At 56.1% G+C, this 3511-nt stretch carries 5 protein-coding genes and 1 pseudogene; 2 read left to right on the forward strand and 4 right to left on the reverse strand.

Going from position 1 to position 3511, the window contains the following annotated elements:
• A pseudogene (locus BV390_RS30080) lies at window positions 1-249 on the reverse strand (transposase); the annotation flags it as partial.
• Between the two features lie 876 nt (window positions 250-1125).
• Here BV390_RS30080 and BV390_RS30095 point away from each other — a divergent pair.
• Both BV390_RS30095 and BV390_RS30100 read left to right on the forward strand, forming a co-directional pair.
• Window positions 1126-1317: a Rop family plasmid primer RNA-binding protein gene (locus BV390_RS30095; RefSeq protein ID WP_085397632.1), complete on the forward strand. Its 192-nt coding sequence runs from the start codon at window positions 1126-1128 to the stop codon at window positions 1315-1317.
• Window positions 1317-1721 carry a helix-turn-helix domain-containing protein gene (locus BV390_RS30100; protein ID WP_085397633.1) on the forward strand — a complete coding sequence of 135 codons (405 nt, stop codon included), beginning with the start codon at window positions 1317-1319 and terminating at the stop codon, window positions 1719-1721. Before BV390_RS30095 ends, BV390_RS30100 begins: the two co-directional genes overlap by 1 nt.
• Before the next feature lie 6 nt (window positions 1722-1727).
• Here the strand turns inward: BV390_RS30100 and BV390_RS30105 are convergent, their stop codons facing one another.
• From BV390_RS30105 to BV390_RS30115, 3 genes are all read right to left on the reverse strand, one after another.
• Window positions 1728-2426, reverse strand: a complete 699-nt coding sequence (locus tag BV390_RS30105) for a hypothetical protein (protein WP_085397634.1) — start codon at window positions 2424-2426, stop codon at window positions 1728-1730.
• Window positions 2423-3310: a site-specific integrase gene (locus BV390_RS30110; protein WP_085397635.1), complete on the reverse strand. Its 888-nt coding sequence runs from the start codon at window positions 3308-3310 to the stop codon at window positions 2423-2425. Before BV390_RS30110 ends, BV390_RS30105 begins: the two co-directional genes overlap by 4 nt.
• Window positions 3303-3511: hypothetical protein (locus BV390_RS30115; protein ID WP_085397636.1), on the reverse strand; the 209-nt coding region annotated here is incomplete at its 5' end. The genes BV390_RS30110 and BV390_RS30115, both read right to left, overlap by 8 nt.

A 3511-nucleotide genomic window follows, 5' to 3' on the forward strand; every position in this document is an offset into this window, starting at 1 on the left:
CAGCCGGAATACACGTTTAATCACCAGGACGGTTGTGATGGCAGGGGCTGTATAGCGCTGAGGTTGTCCCCGCGATGCAGGCGTTGCTGACTCATACCAGGCCTGAGTCGCCTCATCATCAACCCAGAAAGTGATGGAGCCACGATTAATCAGGGCCTTGTTGTAGTTGCGTCAGTTGGTGATTTTGAACTTCTGCTTTGTCACGGAACTGCCTGCATAGTCAGGATAATGCGTGAACTGATTCTTCAGGTCACCAAAATTTCGATTTATTCAACAAAGCCACTGATTGTGTAAAATCTTACTCTATATTCATTTTTTTAATAAGATCAAATAGTTTGGCTTTTCTGTAAGTTCACTGGCGTTGCTGGTTTCCCTTCAGGGGAAGGTATATGGAACAGGATCCTCTTGAGATCCTTTCGTTGGCATCGTAATCTCTTGCTCTGTAAACGAAAAAACCGCCTTGCAGGGCGGTTTTTCGAAGGTTCTCTGAGCTACCAACTCTTTGAACCGAGGTAACTGGCTTGGAGGAGCACAGTCACCAAAACTGTTCGTTTAGTTTAGCCTTAACTGGCGCATGACTTCAAGACTATCTCCTCTAAATCAGTTACCAGTGGCTGCTGCCAGTGGCGCATTTGCATGTCTTTCCGGGTTGGACTCAAGACGATAGTTACCGGATAAGGCGCAGCGGTCGGACTGAACGGGGGGTTCGTGCATACAGTCCAGCTTGGAGCGAACTGCCTTCCCGGAACTGAGTGTCAGGCGTGGAATGAGATAAACGCGGCCATAACAGCGGAATGACACCGGTAAACCGAAAGGCAGGAACAGGAGAGCGCACGAGGGAGCTACCAGGGGGAAACGCCTGGGATCTTTATAGTCCTGTCGGGTTTCGCCACCGCTGATTTGAGCGTCAGATTCTGTGATGCTCGTCAGGGGGGCGGAGCCTATGGAAAAACGGCAACGCCGTGGCCTTTTCCACAGGCTCTTCTCTTCCTGGTTATAGCGATGACTCTTCTGTGTGTCCCGTCCGCTCGCCGCAGCCGAACGGCAGGAGCGTAGCGACTGAGTGAGCGAGGAAGCGGAAAAGAGACCGGTTTGACACTGAGCACTGACGCCCTGAGGCCCCTTATGACGAAACAACAGAAAACTGCCCTGAACATGGCTAAATTCATCCAGAATCAGTCCCTGCTCCTGCTGGAGAAGCTTAACGAGCTTGATCTCGATGAGGAGGCTGACCTTTGTGAGAAACTCCACGATGATGCGGAGCATCTTTTCCGTACACTGTCCCTGAGACTGGATGCACTACAGGAGGGTGACTGATGGCGAAAGTGTCGATCAGTGAGGCAGCACGCCTGACGGGTAAGAGCAGGACAACCCTGCACAGGTTAATTAAAGCCGGTGAACTGTCCACCTGTCGGGGTGAACGGAATGCGAAAATGCTCGAGACTTCAGAGCTTTTGCGGGTGTTTGGTGCCTTTGCGCCCGTATCCGTTGAACAGGAGAAAGAACAGGTCAGTGGACAGCGTGACACAGTCACTTCTGACCGTAATGAACAGGTCATTTACATTCTGAAACAGGAAATTGAACACCTGAACACCCTCCTTGCCTCCAGAGATTCACATATCGACAGCCTGAAACAGGCGATGTTGTTGCTGGAGAACCGGGAAGAGATGCGGCAGAACACGACCCGGCCCCGTGCCTGGTGGCGTTTCTGGCAGTCCTGAAATGCCTCAGTGTTTTTGCCCTGCTGTTACGTCAGTGGCCTGGAGTTTTTCCAGTTTCCGTCTGCGCCGTTCCGCTGTTGCACTGGCATTTTGTCGCCTTTTCTCTGCTTCCTCTGCCTCCAGACGGGCCCGCATGGCGTTATGCCGCTCTCCGGCAACATACTTTCTGACTTCCTCCATTCTGGCTTTCAGTGTCTGCTCCTGTACCAGCAGGCCGGACGCGCGCTGATTCAGTGCCTCCGTCTGTTCTTCCAGCTCCTGCCTGGCTTCTTCCCGGGCATTTTTCAATGCCTGACGCCAGCGGTTTTCTTTTTTCGCAAACTCTTCCCGCAGTACATCCTCAGCACCACTGTAGTGGCTTCGCAGGGCCGCTATCTCCAGATTGTGATTCTGAATAAGGGTATTTTGTCTGGCTCTGTGAGCCTCTTCTGCCTCCCTTAGTGCCTGCTGATATCCGCTTATCTCGCGCTGTATCCGGCGGGACTCTGAGCTTCTGAAAAACAAAATGAACAGCCACAGCGAGAACGCTGTGGCTGCGATCCCGGTAGCCAGGATTGCGGGACCGAGTTCGGTGACCGCCTTCCAGCCAGTGAACAGCTGCGGATTGCTGGCATCCGGATAGTAAACGCCCATATGTTTCAGCTCATACAGGGCGTACGCGATGGCGAAAACACCGGTACACAATAAAATAAACGTTCTTGTCATCGCAGGTATGTCTCCGTGATTTCCGGACGAAAATGGCCCATTTCCTGGCTGACGGTGCGCAGGGCCATATCACGAACCAGACCGAGTTTTTGCAGCTCCTGCATCCGTTGCTGGGCGTAGCTGTGACGCACGCCGTGTGCCCCCCGTGACCAGCCCAGGGTACGCATGGAGGCGGCACTGAAGGCGTTCGACCAGCGCTGTCCTCCGCCAATGGCGTACTGACTCTGGTAAAACACGCCGCGATCGGTCACCCGGACCGGGCTCGCCAGCCTGACATGCTCCAGACGTTCAGCCAGGGGGGACGGTACCAGGACTTCCCTGACCAGGCCGCCTTTGCCCTGAACGGTGTAAATCACGCCCTCCCGACCGGCAAATTTACTGTCCGCTGCCGGACGGGGATCCGGTGCACGCTCCTGGCGGGGCGCGAGGGTCAGCAGTTCATGGGCGCGTAATCCGGCGGCCAGGGCAATCGCGGTGGCCAGGGCGTTGGCGGGCTGTTGTGCTGCGGCAATCAGGGCTACCTGGTCCGGGCTGTAGGCCCGGCTGCTCAGGATCTGTGCCTGCTCCGATTTCACCACCGGCAGGTGTTCGCCGGCAGGGAGGGTCTGCGTCACGTGGATCATCATGGCCTGGATGGCCTGGCGTTCCATATCGAGCGTTTTCTGGCCGACCTGCTCCCCGCGCTGCTCCAGGTAGGTGATGGCCTGCGCCGGTGTCAGTGTGCGTAAATCACCGTGGTTGAGCCGGTTCTCTTTCATCCACTCTGCGACGCGGGTCAGTCCCTGCTCGTAATTCCGGACTGTGCCGACAGAGCGCAGAATATTTCCCTGGAGTGGTTTTATCACGCCAGCCGCCTGGCGGGCAGCGCTGGCGAATTTAGCCATTTTTTTCCAGCCAGCGGGTAACCGTGGACAACACCACTTTGATTCTCCGGGCCCGGAGCCAGCGTTGCAGCTCCGCTGCACTGGCCCCGGCCTGGTACAGGCTCAGCAGTTCGCCGGTATAGCGGTCAAGGCGGGAGGGACGGTAGCGGACCTGGCGGATACGGCGGGTCTGCGCCTGCAGGGCGGCCAGTTCGGCGGCGG

Source organism: Klebsiella sp. YJ (assembly GCF_002108615.1).
Classification (GTDB): Bacteria; Pseudomonadota; Gammaproteobacteria; order Enterobacterales; family Enterobacteriaceae; genus Klebsiella; species Klebsiella planticola.